This window comes from Streptomyces sp. R44 (genome assembly GCF_041053105.1).
Taxonomy (GTDB): Bacteria; Actinomycetota; Actinomycetes; order Streptomycetales; family Streptomycetaceae; genus Streptomyces.
Window position 1 is genome coordinate 7963895 of the sequence record NZ_CP163444.1, and the last position, 17781, is coordinate 7981675.

The 17781-nt window shown below is 72.3% G+C and carries 14 protein-coding genes; 5 read left to right on the plus strand and 9 right to left on the minus strand.

What is annotated here, in order from left to right:
- Positions 1-3: 3 nt before the first annotated feature.
- The 9 genes from AB5J54_RS36925 to AB5J54_RS36965 all read right to left on the minus strand — a co-directional run bounded on the left by AB5J54_RS36925 (position 4) and on the right by AB5J54_RS36965 (position 12337).
- Positions 4-2022 carry a PQQ-binding-like beta-propeller repeat protein gene (locus AB5J54_RS36925; protein ID WP_369148298.1) on the minus strand — a complete coding sequence of 673 codons (2019 nt, stop codon included), beginning with the start codon at positions 2020-2022 and terminating at the stop codon, positions 4-6.
- Between the two features lie 56 nt (positions 2023-2078).
- Positions 2079-3050, minus strand: coding sequence for a hydroxyacid dehydrogenase (locus AB5J54_RS36930; protein WP_369149576.1), 972 nt, complete (start codon positions 3048-3050; stop codon positions 2079-2081).
- A gap of 66 nt (positions 3051-3116) precedes the next feature.
- The gene (locus AB5J54_RS36935) at positions 3117-4037 is read right to left on the minus strand and encodes a carbohydrate ABC transporter permease (RefSeq protein WP_369148300.1); all 921 of its coding nucleotides are present in this window, start codon (positions 4035-4037) and stop codon (positions 3117-3119) included.
- 11 nt (positions 4038-4048) lie between these two features.
- The gene (locus tag AB5J54_RS36940) at positions 4049-4945 is read right to left on the minus strand and encodes a carbohydrate ABC transporter permease (RefSeq protein WP_369148301.1); all 897 of its coding nucleotides are present in this window, start codon (positions 4943-4945) and stop codon (positions 4049-4051) included.
- A gap of 94 nt (positions 4946-5039) precedes the next feature.
- The gene (locus AB5J54_RS36945) at positions 5040-6350 is read right to left on the minus strand and encodes an ABC transporter substrate-binding protein (RefSeq protein WP_369148302.1); all 1311 of its coding nucleotides are present in this window, start codon (positions 6348-6350) and stop codon (positions 5040-5042) included.
- Positions 6351-6492: 142 nt separating this feature from the next.
- Positions 6493-7602: a LacI family DNA-binding transcriptional regulator gene (locus tag AB5J54_RS36950; protein WP_369148303.1), complete on the minus strand. Its 1110-nt coding sequence runs from the start codon at positions 7600-7602 to the stop codon at positions 6493-6495.
- 100 nt (positions 7603-7702) lie between these two features.
- On the minus strand, positions 7703-8512 hold the full coding sequence (xdhC, locus tag AB5J54_RS36955; RefSeq protein WP_369148304.1) for a xanthine dehydrogenase accessory protein XdhC: 810 nt from the start codon (positions 8510-8512) through the stop codon (positions 7703-7705).
- A 1-nt stretch (position 8513) separates the two neighbouring features.
- Positions 8514-10874, minus strand: a complete 2361-nt coding sequence (gene xdhB / locus AB5J54_RS36960; protein WP_369148305.1) for a xanthine dehydrogenase molybdopterin binding subunit — start codon at positions 10872-10874, stop codon at positions 8514-8516.
- Complete coding sequence (locus AB5J54_RS36965) at positions 10871-12337, minus strand: xanthine dehydrogenase small subunit (RefSeq protein ID WP_369148306.1); 1467 nt, start codon at positions 12335-12337, stop codon at positions 10871-10873. Before AB5J54_RS36965 ends, xdhB begins: the two co-directional genes overlap by 4 nt.
- Before the next feature lie 478 nt (positions 12338-12815).
- Here AB5J54_RS36965 and AB5J54_RS36970 point away from each other — a divergent pair, with 478 nt between their 5' ends.
- The 5 genes from AB5J54_RS36970 to AB5J54_RS36990 are packed head-to-tail and all read left to right on the plus strand — an operon-like array spanning position 12816 to position 17781.
- On the plus strand, positions 12816-14078 hold the full coding sequence (locus AB5J54_RS36970; protein WP_369148307.1) for a flavin-containing monooxygenase: 1263 nt from the start codon (positions 12816-12818) through the stop codon (positions 14076-14078).
- Positions 14079-14088: 10 nt separating this feature from the next.
- Positions 14089-14547, plus strand: coding sequence for a RidA family protein (locus AB5J54_RS36975; RefSeq protein ID WP_369148309.1), 459 nt, complete (start codon positions 14089-14091; stop codon positions 14545-14547).
- Positions 14544-15218 (plus strand): DUF1028 domain-containing protein, encoded by a 675-nt coding sequence (locus tag AB5J54_RS36980; RefSeq protein ID WP_369148310.1) that lies wholly within the window; start codon positions 14544-14546, stop codon positions 15216-15218. Before AB5J54_RS36975 ends, AB5J54_RS36980 begins: the two co-directional genes overlap by 4 nt.
- Positions 15215-16369: a M20 family metallopeptidase gene (locus AB5J54_RS36985; RefSeq protein WP_369148311.1), complete on the plus strand. Its 1155-nt coding sequence runs from the start codon at positions 15215-15217 to the stop codon at positions 16367-16369. Before AB5J54_RS36980 ends, AB5J54_RS36985 begins: the two co-directional genes overlap by 4 nt.
- A complete protein-coding gene (locus AB5J54_RS36990; protein WP_369148313.1) occupies positions 16366-17781 on the plus strand; it encodes an aspartate ammonia-lyase in 1416 nt (471 codons plus the stop codon). The genes AB5J54_RS36985 and AB5J54_RS36990 overlap by 4 nt, the downstream gene beginning before the upstream one ends.

Consider the following 17781-nt stretch of genomic DNA (forward strand, 5'->3'; position numbering starts at 1 on the left):
CCCTCACAGGACCGGCCGGTCGTCGACGCGGACCAGGTGGTGGCCGCGCAGCGTGTACAGCCGCCCGAGGCCGTCGGTGTTGACGTGCGGACCGCTGTACCAGGCGCCGTCGATGCCGGCCACGACCGTCGTGACGGCGAACGTCCTCGGGTGGACGCGGAACAGCGTGGTGTCGGAGACGCCGTAGACCCAGCCCCGACAGGTCACCATGGCCGCGAAGCCCGGACAGAGGGCCCGCAGGTCGGCGGTGTGGACCACCCGCCGGATCCGCAGGTCGACGACGAAGAGGCCGCCCCGGCGGCTGAGCCCGTACAGGTGGCAGCCGTGCACCGCGAGGGCCGCCACACCCGTGGCCACCGGGAGGTCGATGCGCCACAACTCCCGCCCGGCGACCGGGTCGAAGGCGACGAGCGTGCCGCGCGGGCCCTGCGCGGTCGGGTTGTCGCCCCCGAGGTAGGCGACGCCCTCCCGGGTGGTGACGGCGCGCACCAGCTGCACCCCGTCGATCGGATTGATGTACGCGGCCTTGCTGCCGTTTTGGAGGGAGTACGTCCACAGGGAGCCGCCGCCCTCGGTGTCGGACTGCGCGCCCGCGAGGAGGAGGCCGTTGACGGCGTCGAAGCACAGGTCGAGGGGGCGGTTCTGTTCGCTCGGGAACGGCGCGAGCCGGTGGGGCTGTGCGTCGGTGGCGGGGTCGTACGTCCACATGCCCTGCGAGCTGTACTGACCCGTGTACAGCACTCCGTCGAGCACCTCGGCGTCCTTCGCCTCGCCCGGCGCCCGGAGGTTGAGCACCTCGCCGGCGCCCAGGTCGTGGCGGGCGATGACGTTGTTGCCGCCGACGTACACGTACCGGCCGTCGGCGGCGATTCCCATGCAGGTCTGCGGCGTGACGGGCGCCCCCGCCCGACCGAGGTCGGTGACGACGGACGTGCCGGTGGCGGTGTCGATCTCGGCCACGAAGCCGTACCCCGAGACGACGGCGAGCCCGCCGTCGAGGTGGTCGAGCCCCCACACCTCGCCGAGGTCTCCGGCGTCGTTCCAGACGGGCGCGATGCTCCGGGTGGCGATCGTGTAGGCGTGCAGACCGGCGTCCCCGGCGAAGTAGATCCGCTCGCCGTCCGTCGTCAGCGTCTTGGCCGTCTTCCCCGCCGTGGCCGTGACGGTGTACGAGGAGAGGTCGGCCAGGTCCATCACGGCGAGCTTCGCGGGCTCGGTCGACCCCGCCGTGGTGACGACGAGACGGTCGCCGAAGACGGCGAGTTCGCGCAGGCTGGGATCCCGCCGCAGCTCCGGCGGGGTGACGTCGGTGAACGTGCCCTTCGCCCGGTCGTAGGCGTACAGCGAGGCCCTGCTCGCCCCGCCCCCGCCGGCCAGGGTGCTGCCGGCTCCGAAGAAGACGGTCGTGTCCGTGGCGGCGACGGCCCTGGCCAGGGTGGCGTTCGGGTCGGGCACGCCGAGCCTGGCGACCAGACCGGTGCCGGGGTCGTACCTCCACAGCGCGGGCGCCTTCCCCGGCACGCCGCCGACGGCGTACACGGTGCCGTCCGGGGCGACGGCGAGCTCGCGGATGTCGCGGTCCTCGGTCCGGCCGACGGCCACCGCGGGCCTGTCCGGCGAGCGGAGGTCCCAGCGGAAGAGGTTCGGCAGCCCCTCGTCGGCCTTGGTGAGGACACCGGCGTACAGGTACCGGCCGTCGGCGTCCGCGGCGAGGGCCTGGACCGAGTGCCCCGTCCCGAGGTCGGTCCGGGCCACGACCTCGCGGGTCGGCAGGTGGAAGGCGATCAGGCGGGTCGGGGTGAGGTTGCGGGAGCCGATGTAGACGGTGTCGCCGACCAGGATCCCGCTCATGAGCGCGAACTGTTCGATGGCGGGACCCAGATCGGTGACGGTGGTGCGGGCCTCGGACGGTGCGGCGGCGTGGGCGGTGGCCGTGAGGAGGGGGGCCGCGGCGGCGGCGAGCCCGAGGGCTCCGCCCGCCCGGAGCAGCTGACGCCTGCCCATCGACGGAGAGTGCGACATGGGGGACTCCTTGGGTCGTGGTGCGGGACGGGGGTCGTACGGAAGGCCTCGGACCGTCAGGCCGAGGTGGCGAGGGCCGCGTGGTGCACGGCGTACCGGAAGGGCTGTCCTGAGCAGTAGCGCTCGACCTCGTCGAGGGCGCTCTCGGTGATCCGCCGGAGTTCGCCGCCCAGGGAGCCGGCGATGTGGGGCGTCAGGAGGACGTTCGGCAGGGAGTAGAGGGGCGAGGCCGGCGGCAGTACCTCCGGTTCGGTGACGTCGATGACCGCGTGGATGCGTCCGGAGACGGCTTCGGCGGTCAGGGCCTCGGTGGCGACGAGGGAGCCCCGGGCCGTGTTGACGAGCGTGGCGCCGTCGCGCAGGAGCGACAGCCGCCGCGCGTCCATCAGATGGCGGGTCTCGGCCAGCGCGGGCGCGTGCAGGGAGACGACGTCGGAGGCGGCGACCAGCTCGTCGAGCTCCACGTGCCGGGCGCCGAGCGCCGCCGCCTGTTCCGCGTCGACGTGGGGGTCGGCGAGCAGCAGGTCGAGGTCGTGGGGCCGCAGCAGTTCGAGCACCTTGCGGCCCACCAGCGAGGCACCGACGACGCCCACGGTCCGCCGGTAGTTGCCGAAGCCGGGGAAGCGCCGGGACCAGTCGAGCGGCGTGCGCCGCTCGCGGTAGAGGGCGCCGATGTCGAGGACCCGTTTGTTGGCGAAGAGGATCGCCGCGACCGTGTACTCGGCGACGGGCACGGCGTTGGCCGCGGCGGCCGAGGACACCGCGAGTCCGCGGTCCCAGCACGCCCGGGTCACATGGTGCTTGACGCTGCCGGCCGCGTGGACGACCGCCTTCAGCGCCGGGGCCCGTGCCAGCACCTCCTCGTCGAGGACGGGACAGCCCCAGGAGGTGATCAGGAGCTCGACCTCGGCCAGCGAGGGCTCCTGGGCGAGGTCCTCGGCGACGTGGTCCGGGTCGATGTCGACGTACGAGGTGAGACGCCGCCACCCCTCCGGCGGGAACAGCGCGTCCCGGTGGCGCCGGCCCATGGCGAACAGGGCGCGCGGGCGGATGGTCTGGTGCGGGTTCATGGGAGAACTCCCTACGTCGACGGGCTACTTGACGGCGCCAGCGGTCATGCCGGACTTCCAGAACCGCTGGAGCATCAGGAAGACGGCGATCAGCGGGGCCACCGCCACCAGCGAGCCGACGACGGCGAGCAGGTAGTCCTCGGGGTGGCCCTGGGACAGCGCGGACGAATACCACACGTAGAGCCCGAGGTTGACCGGGTACAGCTCCTGGTCGGAGAGCATCACCAGGGGCAGGAAGAAGCTGTTCCAGATCTGGGTGAACTGGAAGAGGAAGATGGTCACGAAGCCGGGCGCGAGCATCGGGAGGGCGACGGTGCGGAAGGCACGGAACTCGCCGGCCCCGTCCATCCGCGCCGCTTCCAGGACCTCGTCCGGTACGTAGGCCGCGCTGAAGACCCGCGCCAGGTACACGCCGAACGGGAAGACGAGGCCGGGGACGAACACGCTCCAGAAGGTGTTGACGAGACCGGCCTCGGCCGCGAGCAGATAGAGGGGGATCGCCAGGGCCGTACCGGGCACCATCACGCCGAGCAGCACGAGCGAGAACAACCGCTCCTTGCCCGGGAAGACGAGCTTGTCGAAGGCGTAGCCGGCCGCGACGCCGAACAGCGCCGCGAGGAGCGCCCCGACGCCCGCGTACGCCACGGTGTTGAGCACCCAGCGCAGATAGACACCGCCGTCCGCCGTGAAGAGCCGCTCCAGGTTCTCCCCGAGGTGCATCTCGCGGCCCGGGGCGAAGCCGTTGGTGCCGAAGAGGTCCGCGCGGCTCTTGGTGGAGGACAGCAGCAGCCACGTCAGGGGCAGCAGGGTGTAGAGGGTCGCGAGGCCGAGGAGTGCGGTCACCCCGGCCTTGGACAGCAGCGCCGAGGGCGCCTTGGGGGCGCGCCCGACGGAGACCGTGGAGGAAGGCGTGGAGGAAGGCCTGGAGGAAGGCCTGGAAGGCATGGACAGCGTGGTCACGGCTTGCTCCCGCGGCGTGAGATACGGGTGACGGCGAACGACAGCACGGCGGCGAACAGGGCGATCAGCAGCGAGGCCGCAGCGGCCAGACCGAAGTCGTTGTTCTGGAAGGCGGCCGTCTGGACGTACATGTTGGGGGTCCAGCTGCTGCCGATCGCGCTGGACGCGTTGTAGATGACCTTCGGCTCGGTGAAGAGCTGGATCGACCCGATGACCGTGAACAGGACCGCGAGGGCGACGGCGGGCCGGATCATCGGGACCTTGATGGACAGCGCGGTCCGTACGGCGCCGGCCCCGTCGACCTTGGCGGCGTCCAGGGTCTCGCGGGGGACGGCCTGCAGAGCGGCGTAGAAGATGACCATGTTGTAGCCGGTCCACTCCCAGACGGCGATGTTGGCCGTGGAGAGGACGGCGTGGTCGGCGGACAGGAAGCTGAAGCCGACGCCGCCGGATTCGAGGAGGTCGATCACCGGGCTCAGGCCGGGCGTGTAGAGGTAGACCCAGATCAGCGCGGCGATCAGGCCGGGTACCGCGTGCGGCAGGAAGAGCGCGAGCTGGAAGAAGGTCCGGGCCTTGGCGAGACCGGAGTCGAGCAGCAGGGCGAGGGCGAGCGCTCCGCCGATCATCACGGGGATGTAGACGGCGCAGTACGCGGCGACGACGAGGAAGCCGTCGAGGAACTCCGGGTCGGTGAGGGCCCGTACGTAGTTGTCCCAGCCGGCGAAGACGCTCTCGGTGCCGCCGAAGCCGAGGCCGGAGGTGCGGGTGGTGAACAGGCTCAGCCAGGCGGCGTACAGCAGCGGGGCGAGGGTGACGGCCGCGAAGAGGCCGAGGAACGGTGACAGGAGCAGCGCGGCGGTCCTGCGCTGTCCGAGGGTGGACGGGGTCGCCATGACGGCCCTTTCGGGGTGGGGCGGTGGGGCGCCGGTGCCGACGTCGATGCGTGGCCGGCACCGGCCGGAGGGGCTGTCCTACGGAGGGGCTGTCCTACGGGGCGGTGACCCGCATGCCGCGCTGCCTCATCTGGGCGACGGTGGTCCGCTCGGCCACGGTGAGCACCTCGGGCAGGGACACCGTGCCGTCGGCGACCTTGGGGAGTTCGTCGACGAGGGCGGTGTTGGTGGTGCCCATGGCCGGGCCCCACGTCCAGCCCGGCCGGATCGCGTCGTACGAGGCCTTGCCGATCGCGTAGACGTCCTGCCCGCCGTAGTACGCCGTCCCGAACGCGGCCTTCGTGACCGGTACGAGCGCCGGGTCTGCGGGGAACATGCTGCTGGTGCCGGAGGACACCCACGCCTTCATGCCCTCGGGATCGGTGGTGATCCACTTGATGAACTCGGCGGCGGCCCCGCTGTTGCGGGACCCCTTCGGGACGACAAAGGACGAGCCGCCGTACATGGCGGAGGCGGGCTTGCCGTCCCAGGTGGGCACGGGCGCCACGGCCCACTTGCCCTTCTGGTCGGGGACGGTCGCCTGGTGCGCTCCGGCGCACCAGCTCGCGCAGACGTAGGCGACCGTGCGGTTCTTCTGGACGCTCGTCCAGAAGGGGTCGAGGGTGCTCAGCGAGCGGACGAGGTCCTTGCGGGCGAGGTCGCCCCAGTAGGCGGCGGTCTTCTTCGACGGGCCGTCGTCGAGCGTGACCTTCCAGGAGTCCTGACCGGCGTCGAACCACCGTCCGCCGGCCTGCCAGGCGAGCGCGGTCAGCAGGCCGGGGTTGTCGGTGAAGAGGGCGCCGCCGCGGGCGTCCGGGTCGGCCTTCCTCACCTGCTCGGTCATGTTCCGGTAGGCGTCCCACGTGGTGGGCACCGCGATCCTGTGCGCGGTGAAGAAGTCCTTCCGGTACATCATCATCAGGGGAGCCGCGTCCCGGGGGACCGCCCAGGTCCTGCCGCCGAGGTCGACCAACTGCCGTACGGCCTCGGGGAACCTGTCCTTCACGACCGGGCCGAGCGTTCCGCTCAGATCCTCGATCTTGCCCTGGGCAGCGAACTCCGGCAGGTGGGGGTACTCGACGACCGCGACGTCCGGGGCGGTGCCGGCCTTCACGGCGTTGGTGAGCTTGGAGTAGTACTCCTGGCCCGACGGGACGGTCTCGAAGGTCACCTGGATGTCGGGATGCGTGCGGTTGAAGGCCTCGGCCACATGGTCCGAACCCTTGAGGAAGGACCAGAAGGTGACCTTCCCCGTCGTCGCCCTGCCGGAGGGGGCGTCCTGGCCGGACGTCCCTCCGCAGGCGGTGGCGAGGAGGGAGAGAGCGGCGACGGATCCGGCCAGGGCGGCCGTTGTTCTGCGAAGCATGATGTGCACCGATCGTTCGCTGGGGCGTCGAACGGCATCATTTGACAGTTCGCATGCTTCGTCAATGCTTTCACCTTCATTCGACATGAAACGAAAGCAAGTGATGTGAAGGTGTCGGTTCCCCGCCCCGCCCGACCCGTCCCTACGGTGCCGGGCGCTCGCCCACGGGGCCTCCGCTGGAAGCCCGTACCCGGAGCTCGGGGCGGAGCAGCAACTCGGCCAGGGGTGCCTCCGGTTCGGTCAGGCGGCGCCTCATCAGATCGACCGCCCACGCCCCGACCGCCCGCTTCGGCGGTGCCACGGCGGTGAGGGGGACATCGCTCAGCTCGGCGACCTCGTCGTCGTACGTCACGACGGCCAGGTCCTCCGGGACGCGCAGGCCCCGCGCCTGGAGGAGGCCCACGAGGGTGACCGCGTCCAGGTCGTTGTGGACGAGAGCGGCACGGACGTCACCCGCCTCGACCGCGCCCACGAGCTCCTCGAACCACTCGGCCGAGGTGGAGCCCTCGATCGGGCCGACGCTGTACTCCGGGCCCGTCGGAAGACCCAGGTCCGCGCAGGCCGCCGCGTAACCCTCCCTGATCAGGGGGGTGTTGGGGCTCTCCGCGCGGGCCACCAGGGCGATCCGCCCGTGCCCGAGCCCGGCGAGGTGCCGTACGGCCAGGCCCGCGCCGTGGGCGTGGTCGGACGCGACCTGCTCCAGCCGGCCCGCCCGCGCCCCGGCCCTGCGGTCCACGAGCACGACCGGCACGTCGAGACCCGCCGGCCACTCCTCGGCGGGTTCGAGCCCCGCGCGGGGCATCAGGAGCAGACCGTCCGCGCCCGCCGCCACCAGGCGTCGCGCCTGCTCCTGGTTGTCCGCCGTCGTCTCCCCGGACACCGCCAGGACGATACGGACGCCGTGCGCGCGCGCCGCGTCCTGCACGCCACGGATGATCTCGGGGTAGTAGTAGTCCCCCGGCGGAACGACCAGACCGAGGACGGACTCCCGGCGCGCCTCCGCCCGCGCCGTCGTCGTCCGCGTCGTCCCCGCCACCCCCGTCGTGCCCGGGGCGACGGCCTGGTCCGCCGCCGCCGGAGACATCGCGCCGCCGTGCACCCGGACGACGAGCCCGCGGCCCGCCAGATCCCGCACGTCCTGCCGGACCGTGACGGCGGAGACACCCAGCTCCGCCGCCACGTCCTTGACCGTGATCGTCCCCCGGCGCTCCACCATGCGCAGGATCGCCTCACGTCGCTCTTCCGTCAGCACCCGACTTCCCCTTCTGTCGCGAGTGAAGTCGATTACTTTCACTCGACAAACGAAAGGTATCAACGAAGCCGCGGTGCCCCTGCCGATGCGGACCGAGGAGTCAGTTCCCCTCGGCCTCGAAGGTGCGCAGCAGGTCGGCGGCCACGCTGACCGCGATCGTCGCCGGTTCCTTGCCGCTGATGTCGGCGAGCCCGATCGGGGTCTTGATCCGGTCGATGGTGGCGTCGTCGTGACCGCCCTCGGTGGAGAGGCGCTTGCGGAACCGCGCCCACTTCGCCGCCGAGCCGATCAGACCGATGGAGCCGAGGTGGGGCGTGCGCAGGGCGGCGTCGCACAGCGCGGCGTCCTCGGCGTGGTCATGGGTCATGATCAGGACGTGGGTGCCGAGCGGCAGCTCCTCCAGGACCTCCTCGGGCAGCAGCGGCGTGTGGTGCACCCGCACCTGCGCCACCGCGTCCGCGAGCACACCGAGCCGCTCCTCCGCGAGGGCGTCGGAGCGGGTGTCGATCAGATGGAGGTCGAGATCCTGACGGGCCAGGATCCGCGCCAGTTCGAGGCCGACGTGCCCGACGCCGAAGATCGCCACCGCCCGGACCACCGGCAGCGGTTCGAGCAGCACCGACACCGTGCCGCCGCAGCACTGCACCCCGTGCCGGTTGGTCACCTTGTCGTTCAGGGCGAAGTCCATCAGCTCCGGCTCCGCCTCGGCCGCGGCGATCATCTCCCGGGCCCGGTCGATCGCGACGGCCTCCACGTTCCCGCCGCCGATCGAGCCCCATGTCTCGGTCCGCCCGACCACGAGCTTCGCGCCGGCGTCGCGGGGGGCGTGGCCGCGCACGGTCGCGACGGTCACGAGCACGCCGGACTCCCGGCGTGCCCGCAGCCGCGCGACCGCGGCGAACCACGTCATGTCAGGCACCGCTCAGGACTTCCGCGCCCGTGCGGAGCCTGTCACGGGCCGTCTCGATCGCCCAGTACACCGCCTCCGGCGTCGCGGGCGAGGCCAGCTCCACGCTGATCCCGTCCGGCCCGAACGCGGCCGCGGCCTGCCGCAGGGCCTCCCGTACGGAGAAGGCCAGCATCAGCGGAGGCTCGCCCACGGCCTTGGAGCCGTACACCGCGCCCTCCTCGCCGGCGTTCTGGAGGAGCGTGACGTGGAACTCCTCCGGCATCTCGGAGAAGCTCGGGAGCTTGTACGTGCTCGCCGCCTGCGTCAGGAGCCGGCCGCGGTTCGGCCCGTCGCCGGCGTCCCAGCGGAGGTCCTCCAGGGTCAGCCACCCCGCGCCCTGCACGAAACCGCCCTCGACCTGACCGATGTCGATCAGGGGGGAGAGGCTGTCGCCGACGTCGTGCACGATGTCCACCCGCCGGATGCGGTACCCGCCGGTGAAGCCGTCCACCTCCACCTCGGCCGCGGCGGCGCCGTGGGCGAAGTACTTGAACGGCGAGCCGTGGAACGACTTCGCGTCCCAGTGCAGCCCCTCCGTCCGGTAGAAACCGGCCGCCGACAGCTGCACCCGCTGGAAGTACGCGGTGCGCACCAGGTCGTCCCAGCCCAGCTCCCGGTCGCTGCCGAGGCCGCGCGCGACGCCCTCGACGATCCGTACGTCCGAGGCGTTCGTGCCGAGCTGGGTCGCGGCCACCTGGAGCAGCCGCTCGCGCAGCTGCTCGCAGGCGTTCTTCACCGCCGCGCCGTTGAGGTCCGTGCCCGCGCTGGCGGCGGTGGCGGAGGTGTTGGGCACCTTGTCCGTACGCGTCGGGGCGAGCCGCACCTTGTGCAGCGGGATGCCGAGGGTGGTCGCCGCCACCTGGAGCATCTTGGTGTGCAGGCCCTGGCCCATCTCGGTGCCGCCGTGGTTGATCAGGACGGAGCCGTCCTTGTAGATCAGCACCAGCGCGCCGCCCTGGTTGAAGGCGGTGAGGTTGAACGAGATGCCGAACTTCAGGCCGGTCAGCGCGAGGGCCCGCTTGGTGTGCGGGTGCGCGGCGTTGAAGGCGGCGATCTCGCGCCGGCGGTCGGCGAAGTCCGCGTTCTCCTTGACCTGCTCCCAGACGGCCGAGATCCGCTCCGGCTGGACGACCGGCTGCCCGTACGGCGTCGTCTGGCCCTTCCGGTAGAAGTTGCGCTCCCGCAGCTCCGCCGGATCGAGGCCGAGCAGCGGCGCGCACCGGCCCATGATGTCCTCGATCACCAGCATGCCCTGGGGCCCGCCGAAGCCGCGGAAGGCGGTGTTGGAGACCTTGTTGGTCCTGGCGATGCGACCGGTGATACGGGCGTTGGGGAGCCAGTACGTGTTGTCGATGTGGCACAGCGCGCGGGCCACCACCGGCTCGGACAGGTCCAGGCTCCAGCCGCCGTCCGCGGTCAGGGTGGCGTCGAGGGCCTGGACGCGGCCCTCGGCGTCGAAGCCGATCCGCCACGCGGCGTGGAAGCCGTGCCGCTTGCCGGACATGGTCAGGTCCTGGGTCCGGTTGAGCCGGACCCGCACCGGGCGGCCGGTCAGCCTGGCGCCGAGCGCGGCGACGGCCGCGAAGCCGTGCGGCTGCATCTCCTTGCCGCCGAAGCCGCCGCCCATCCGCAGACACTGCACGGTCACCTCGTGACTGTGCAGGCCGAGCACGTGCGCGACGATCTCCTGGGTCTCGGACGGGTGCTGGGTGCTGCTCTGGACGAAGACCTGCCCGGCCTCGTCGATGTGGGCGAGGGCCGCGTGCGTCTCCAGGTAGAAGTGCTCCTGGTCGGAGAACTGCAGCTCCCCGGTGAACACATGCGCGGAGTCGGCGAAGCCGGCGTCGACGTCGCCGGTCACCATCACCGGCCGGGCGCCGTGGAAGCTGTCGGCGGCGATCGCCTCCTGGAGCGTCACCAGGGAGGGCTTCTCGTCGAGTTCCACCACGACGGCCTCGGCGCCGAGCCGGGCCGCCTCAAGGGTCTCGCCGAGCACCCAGGCGACCGCGTGGCCGTGGAACATGACCTCGTCGGGGAAGAGTGGCTCGTCGTGCTTCATCCCGGCGTCGTTGACGCCGGGCACGTCGGCACCGGTGAGGACGCGCACCACACCGGGCACGGCGAGCGCCGGCTCGGTACGCAGCGCGGTGATGGTGCCGTGGGCCTTCATGACCTGGACCGGGTGGGCGTGCAGCACGTCCTTGGTGCGGTGGACCAGGTCGTCGGTGTAGAGCGCGGTGCCGGTGACGTGCTGGGCGGCGCTCTCGTGCGGCAGCGAGAGACCGACGACGGACTTCTCGGGACGCTGGGACAACTGGCTCATGACGACACCGCCTCGGTGGTTCGCGCGTACAGCTTCAGCAGGCTCTGGCCGAGCATCGCGGAGCGGTAGGCCGCGCTCGCCCGGTGGTCGCTCATCGGGGTGCCCTCGTCGCGCAGCACAGGGGCCGCGGCCTCGACGGTCTCCGCCGTCCACGGCCTGCCCTCCAGGGCCGCCTCGGTGGCGAGCGCGCGGATCGGGGTGGCGGCGACACCGCCCAGGCCGATGCGCGCCTTGCGGACGATCCCGTCCTGGACGTCCAGCGCGAACGCGACCGCCACGCTGGAGATGTCGTCGAAACGCCGCTTGGCGATCTTGTGGAAGGCCACGACCGGCGACAGCGGCAGCGGGACGCGCACCGCGCGGATCAGCTCGCCGGGACGGCGCACGCTCTGCCGGTAGCCGGTGAAGTACGCGGAGAGGGGGACCTCGCGCTCACCGTCGGCGTCGGCGAGCACCACCGACGCGTCGAGCGCGAGCAGCGCCGGCGGGCTGTCGCCGATGGGGGAGCCGGTGCCCAGATTGCCGCCGAGGGTCGCGCCGTTGCGGATGAGCCGCGAGGCGAACTGGGGGAACAGCTCGGCGAGGAGCGGGACTTCGCCGTCGAGACGTCGCTCGATCTCGGTGAGGGTCAGCGCCGCCCCGATCTCGATGGCGTCCGACTCGACCCGCAGCTCCCGCAGTTCGGGAAGGCGGTCGACCGCGATGACACACCCCGCCCTCCTGGACCGGATGTTCACCTCCACGCCCCAGTCGGTGGAACCGGCGACCACCACAGCGTCGGGCCGCTCGCGCAGCACCCGCAGCGTCTCGGCCAGGGTGTCCTTCCGGACGAACACGCTGTCGTCCTGGGCGTACTCGGTGGCGACCGGTGCGGGCGGAGCCTGCTCGCGGCGCCGGGCGAGCGGGTCCTCGTCGGTGGGCGCCCCCACGGCGAAGGCGGCGTCGCGGATGGGGCGGTAGCCCGTACAGCGGCACAGGTTGCCGCTCAGGGCGTGCAGATCGAAGCCGTTCGGACCGTGCTCGGCGTCGGCCGCCGCGCCGTCCGCCTCCCCGTGGGCGCAGCGGTCGGGCCGGTAGTACTCGGCGGCCATGCTGCACACGAACCCGGGTGTGCAGTAACCGCATTGGGATCCGCCGCGGACCGCCATCTCCTCCTGCACGGGGTGCAGGGTGGGCGGCGTGCCGGGCGCGCCGGCGGTGGCGAGACCCTCGGAGGTGACGATCTCCTGGCCGTCGAGCGAGGCGACCGGGACCAGGCAGGCGTTGACCGCCACCCAGTCGGTGGGCTTGTTCACCCCGGGGCGGGCCACCAGGACCGAACAGGCGCCGCACTCACCCTCGGCGCAGCCCTCCTTGGTGCCGGTGAGGCCGCGCTCGCGCAGGAAGTCCAGCACCGTGGTGTGGGGTGCGGCCGGTGCGATGGGTGCTTCTTCTCCGTTGACGGTGATACGCGCCGCTACCATGACGGGCCCTCGATTCCGTGCGCGATGGGTCGGTTCATCATGTTCGCCAATGTCGGGCAGCTTTCTGTGTTCAGACGCGCCACGGCGGAGAAGCGGGCGCGGAACGGCACGCGACAGGGGCGTGCCGGGAAGCGTGAAGGGAAGCCGGGAGAACCGGGGAAGCCGTCGGCGTGCCCGCGGGCGGGCGCGGCGGAACGGCGTCGTCAGCAGCCGTGGGCGATGCGACCCGGAACCCAGACCGTGGTGTGGGCGAGGCGGCTCAGGTCGGAGCTGGTGTTCATCCGCCGGTCGCCTCCTCTCGGTCGTCATGGGTCGACGCTGCAAATTAATGCCCGGCGATCACCGAGGTCAAGAGCCGTCCGAGCTGTGTATATCTCCGAATCAGATGACTCTCAACAAAAACATCTGTTGGACAGTTCCACGGAGCGCTCCAAGGATGTGCCGTGCGGTTGCACAGTCCACGAGAGCGGAGGCACACATGCCGCATGAAGAGACCGAAGTAGTCGTCGTCGGGGCCGGCCAGGCGGGTGTCGCGATGAGCGAGCACCTGGGCGCCCACGACATCCCGCACCTCGTCCTGGAGCGGCACCGGATCGCCGAGCGGTGGCGCTCCGAGCGCTGGGACTCCCTGGTCGCGAACGGGCCCGCGTGGCACGACCGCTTCCCCGGCCTGGAGTTCGACGGCGTCGCTCCCGACGCCTTCGCGTCGAAGGAGCAGGTCGCCGACTACTTCGTCGCGTACGCCGAGAAGATCGGCGCCCCCGTCCGCAGCGGTGTCGAGGTCACCTCGGTGCGCCGGCTCGCCGGCCGGCCCGGCTTCCGCGTCGAGACGCCGCAGGGCACGATCGACGCGCGCTTCGTCGTGGCCGCGACCGGGGCGTTCCAGCGGCCCGTGATCCCGCCCGTCGTGCCGGACGGCGCCGTCCCCACGCAGATCCACTCCAGCGGCTACCGCAATCCGGAGCAGCTGCCCGAGGGCGCGGTCCTCGTCGTGGGGGCCGGCTCCTCCGGCGTGCAGATCGCCGACGAACTGCGCCGGTCCGGGCGCCGGGTGTTCCTCTCCGTCGGTCCGCACGACCGTCCGCCCCGCGCGTACCGCGGACGCGACTTCTGCTGGTGGCTCGGGGTGCTCGGGATCTGGGACGCGCAGACCCCTCCCCAGGGTGCCGAGCACGTCACCATCGCGGTCAGCGGCGCGCGCGGCGGCCACACCGTGGACTTCCGGGACCTGGCCGCCTCCGGCATCGAACTCGTCGGCCTGACCACGTCCTACGGCGACGGCGTGCTGCGCTTCGCGCCGGACCTCGCCGCGAACATCGCCTTCGGCGACGCCCGGTACCTGGAGTTCCTCCGGGCCGCCGACGCGTACGTCGAGCGCAACGGGCTCGACCTCCCCGAGGAGCCGGAGGCGCATGTCCTCGGGCCGGACCCGGAGTGCGTGACCGGCCCCCGCCTGGAGCTCGACCTCGCCGAGGCGGGTGTGACCTCCCTCGTGTGGGCGACGGGTTTCGCGAGCGACTACGGCTGGCTGGACGTCGACGCGTTCGACGAGGCCGGCCGGCCGGACCAGCGACGCGGAGTCTCCGCCGAGCCCGGCGTCTACTTCCTGGGCCTGCCCTGGCTGTCCCGGCGCGGTTCGAGCTTCATCTGGGGCGTCTGGCACGACGCCCGGTTCGTCGCCGACCACATCGCACGGCAGCGCGGCTATCTCGCGTACGACCCCACCGACCCGAAGAACTGAGGAGCGGATCATGACCTCCACGCCCCCGAAGCCCCCGATCGTCGCCGGCGGGCACACCCGGATCCGTCCGTTCAACACCCGCGCGACCTATCCCGAGCAGAACCTCGACAACGACCTCTGCCAGGCCGTCGTCGCAGGGAACACCGTGTACGTCCGGGGCCAGATCGGCCAGGACCTCGACACCAGCGAGTCCGTGGGCATCGGCGACGCCGAGGCCCAGGCCGAGCGGGCCATGGCCAACATCAAGATGCTGCTCGAAGAGGCGGGCAGCCGGATGGACCACCTGGTCAAGCTAACGATCTACCTGATCGACCCGCGCTACCGCGAAGCCGTGTACCGCACGGTCGGCCGCTGGACCAAGGGCGTGCACCCCATCTCCACCGGTCTGGTCGTCTCCGCCCTCGCCCGGCCGGAGTGGCTGTGCGAGATCGACGCGATCGCCGTGATCCCGCAGGAGGAATCGGCATGACCTTCTCCCTCCTCGTACGCGACGGCGCGCGGTTCGGCATGGTGGCGAGCTCGTCGAGTCCGGCGGTCTTCGCCCGGGTCGCCCATCTGCGCCCCGGCGTCGGCGCGGCGGCCTCGCAGAACATCACCGACCCCACGCTCGGCACGCGCCTCCTCGCGGGCCTCGCCGAACACGCCGACCCGGAACGCGCCCTGGCCGAGGTCACCGGCGAGGCGGGCCGTGAAAAGACCATCGCCTACCGCCAGTTGACGGTGCTGGGCCGCACCGGACCCGGGTTCGCCTTCAGCGGTGCGCACACCCTCGGCACGTACGCCTCGGCCACCGCGGACGGCGCGGTGGCCGCCGGCAACATGCTGTCCGGCACGCACATCCCCGGCGTGCTCGTCGACGCCTACGCCGCCGCCACCGGAGAACTCGAAGAGCGTCTCCTCGCCGCCCTCAGGGCCGCCGTCGCGGCCGGCGGCGAGGAGGGGCCGGTGCACTCCGCGGGCCTGGCGGTCGTCGCGGACGTCGACTGGCGGGTGACCGATCTGCGGGTGGACTGGGCCGACGAGCCCGTCGACCGGCTCGGCGAACTCCTCGACGTCTGGCTGCCGCAGCGCGACGACTACGTGCGGCGCGGACTCGACCCCGCCTCCGCCCCCTCGTACGGCGTCCCGGGGGACCTGTGACGGCGGACCTGAAGGAAGCGGCCCGGCGCGCGGTCCGCCGCCGTGCCGAGGAGCTCGTCGGCCTCTCCGAGCGGCTGCACACCGACCCGGAGACCGCCTGGGAGGAGCACCGGGCCGCGGCCGCCGTACCCGAACTCCTCGACCGGGCCGGATTCGACGTCACCCCGTCCTATCTGGGACTGGAGACGGCCTTCCACGCCCGGTTCGGCAGCGGGCCGGTACGGATCGCCCTGTGCGCCGAGTACGACGCGCTGCCCGGCCTCGGCCACGCGTGCGGGCACAACCTCATCGCGGCGAGTTCCGTCGGGGCCGCGCTCGGCCTCGCCGCCGTCGCCGACGACGCGGGTCTCACCGTCGAGGTCTACGGCACCCCGGCCGAGGAGGGCGGCGGCGGGAAGATCGAGCTGCTCGACCGGGGCGCGTTCGCCGGGGTCGACCTCGCGATGATGGTGCATCCGGCGCCGGTCGACGTCGCCGAGGCCCGCCCCTTCGCGGTCAGCCACTCCAAGATCTCCTACACCGGGAAGTCCGCGCACGCCGCGGCCTACCCGGAGGCCGGGGTCAACGCGGCCGACGCCTTCACCGTGGCCCAGGTCGCGATCGGCCTGCTCCGCCAGCACCTGCCCGCCTCGGCCCGGGTGCACGGCGTGGTGACCCACGCCGGGGACGCCCCGAACGCCATCCCGGAGCGGGCGACCGGACGGTGGTACGTACGGGCCGAGACGCTCGCCGAACTCGCCGCACTGGAACCCCGCGTCATGCGGGCCTTCGAGGCCGGTGCCCTCGCGACCGGCTGCGACCTCCGGATCGAGCCCGAGAGCAGGCCGTACGCGGAGTTCCGCACCGACGAGACCGCCCTCGGCCACTACCGTACGAACGCCCTCGCCCTGGGCCGGGAGTTCGCGCCGCCCGGCCAGGCCGCACGGATGAACCGGGCCTCCACCGACATGGGCAACGTCTCCCAGGTCGTGCCGGCCATCCACCCCTACATCGGCATCGGCTCCCTGCCGGCCACCAACCACCAGCACGAGTTCGCCGCGCACTGCGTGGGCGGGACCGCCGAGCGGGCCCTGCTCGACGGGGCGATGGCGCTGGCCTGGACCGGCGTGGACCGAGCCCTCCCTCCCCGACCGAGTGAAGGACCCCGATGACCCCGACCCCCGAGCGGCACCGGACGGAGCACGACATGCTCGGCGACGTCGACGTCCCGGCGGACGCCTACTACGGGGCGCACACCGCCCGGGCGCTGGCCAACTTCCCCCTCACCGGGGAGACCCTCGCCTCCCGGCCGCACATGATCGGCGCCCTGGCGGCGGTCAAGAGCGCCGCGGCCCGCGCCAACGCCGAGGTCGGCGCCCTGGACCCCGCGCTCGCCTCGGCGATCGCGGACGCCTGCGCCGAGATCCGTGCCGGGGCGCTCCACGACCAGTTCGTGGTCGACCTGATCCAGGGCGGCGCGGGCACCTCGACGAACATGAACGCCAACGAGGTGATCGCCAACCGCGCCCTGGAACTCCTCGGCCGCTCCCGCGGCGAATACGCGGTCCTGCACCCGCTCGACCACGTCAACCTCGGCCAGAGCACCAACGACGTCTGTCCGACCGCCCTGAAACTGGCCCTCGACGCGCACCTCGTCGAACTGCTCGCCGCCCTGGCCGGCCTGCGCGGCGCCTTCGAGGACAAGGCCGCCGAGTTCGCCGACGTCCTGAAGATGGGCCGCACCCAGCTCCAGGACGCCGTGCCCATGACCCTGGGCCAGGAGTTCGGGGCGTACGCCGCCACCCTCGCCGAGGACGAGCAGCGGCTCGCCGAGGTCAGGCCGCTGCTGCACGAGCTCGGCCTCGGCGGCACGGCGATCGGCACCGGCCTCAACGCCCGCCCGGGCTACCGGGAGCGGGCGATCGAGGAGCTCGGGCGGCTGACCGGCATCCCGACGCTCGTGTCCGCGCCCGACCTCGTGGAGGCCACCCAGGACGTCGGCGTCTTCGTGCACCTGTCCGGGGTGCTCAAGCGCGTCGCCGTGAAGCTGTCCAAGATCTGCAACGACCTGCGTCTGCTCTCCTCGGGACCGCAGGCCGGACTCGGCGAGATCAACCTGCCCGCGCGGCAGGCCGGTTCGTCCATCATGCCCGGCAAGGTGAATCCGGTGATCCCGGAGGCGGTCAACCAGATCGCCTTCGAGGTCATCGGCAACGACGTGACCGTGACGCTCGCGGCCGAGGGCGGGCAGCTCCAGCTCAACGCCTTCGGGCCGGTCATCCACCGCAGCCTGAGCGCCGGCCTCGACCACCTCACCGCGGGCATCGGCGTCCTCGCCGAACATTGCGTGCGGGGCATCACCGCCAACCGCGAACGGCTCGCCGAGACCGTGGCCGCCTCCACCGGACTCGTGACCGCGCTCGGTCCCGCGCTCGGCTACGAGACCGCCTGCGCGCTCGCGGTCGAGGCCCATCACACCGGCAGACCCGCGCTCGACCTCGTACGCGAGCGGGCGCTGCTGACGGAGGCGGAACTCGGCGAGCTCCTCAGCCCCGCCGCCCTCACCGGACGGCCCGCCCTCTGA